The sequence below is a fragment of the Facivitalis istanbulensis genome, from assembly GCF_040560405.1.
In the GTDB taxonomy this organism is placed as follows: domain Bacteria; phylum Pseudomonadota; class Alphaproteobacteria; order Sphingomonadales; family Sphingomonadaceae; genus Sphingomonas; species Sphingomonas istanbulensis.
In genome coordinates this window covers 1-936 of sequence record NZ_JAVSCQ010000075.1, presented here as the reverse complement: position 1 = coordinate 936, position 936 = coordinate 1, and the positions used below count along the sequence as shown (strand labels likewise).

General features: G+C 64.0%; 1 protein-coding gene. It reads left to right on the top strand.

What is annotated here, in order from left to right; translation table 11 throughout:
- Positions 1–89: 89 nt before the first annotated feature.
- The gene (locus RN629_RS18205) at positions 90–809 is read left to right on the top strand and encodes an OmpP1/FadL family transporter (RefSeq protein ID WP_407036489.1); all 720 of its coding nucleotides are present in this window, start codon (positions 90–92) and stop codon (positions 807–809) included.
- Positions 810–936: the final 127 nt, after the last annotated feature.

Genomic DNA, 936 nt, shown 5'->3' with positions numbered 1-936 from the left:
CCAACGGCACGGGGAAACCCGCGCCCGTGTGGGGGGAAGCTACGTCCGGGCTACGCCCGGCCTCCGCTTCCCCCCACACGTCATCTACGATGTCGCTGACCCTTCAACTGCGATGTCGCTGTGCAGCATCGGCCGATCCCGCCAACTTCACCGACAGGGGCACCAGCTGGACGGGCGGCGGCGGTATCCGCGTCGGCTATTTCGGCCGTCTAAGCGATGCGCTGTCGATCGGTGCCTTCTACCAGTCCAAGCTGTGGACCGGGCGTTTCCGCAAATATGCTGGCCTGTTCGCAGGGCAAGGCGGCTTCGATGCCCCGGCATCATGGGGCGCGGGCGTCGCCCTTCGGGTGACGCCGGCATTGACGCTGGCTGGGGACGTCAAGCGGATCGAATATTCGGGGGTGAAATCGATCGCCAATCCGTTGGCGCAACTGTTCCAGGGCATTCCGTTCGGTGCCACCGATGGCCCGGGCTTTGGTTGGCGGGACATCACCGTCTACAAAGTCGGCGTCAGCTATACGGCAAGTTCGCAATGGGTGCTGAGGGCGGGGTATGGCCGGTCGGGCAATCCGGTTCGCCGGTCGCAGACATTCCTCAACATCCTCGCACCGGGCGTCGTGCAGGACCATTTCACGCTCGGCGCGACGTGGACCGCACCGTCGGGGCTTGAGGTAACCGGTTATGCGATGCGCGCGCCTAGGAACCGCGTGCAGGGAAGTGGCTCGATCCCCGCATCCTTTGGCGGCGGTGAAGCCGACGTATATCTCGCCGAGACGTCGGTCGGCATCGGCTTCGGCAAGCATTTCTAGGGTCAGGATCTGTAATTTGGGTCCGCTCGGCGGTTGTCCCTTGAGGGTCTCAAGGATCTGTCCGCACTCGCCGACCTGTTGGTCGGTGGTGCTGTATCGGGTCTCACAAGGCCGGACGTTGCATTGA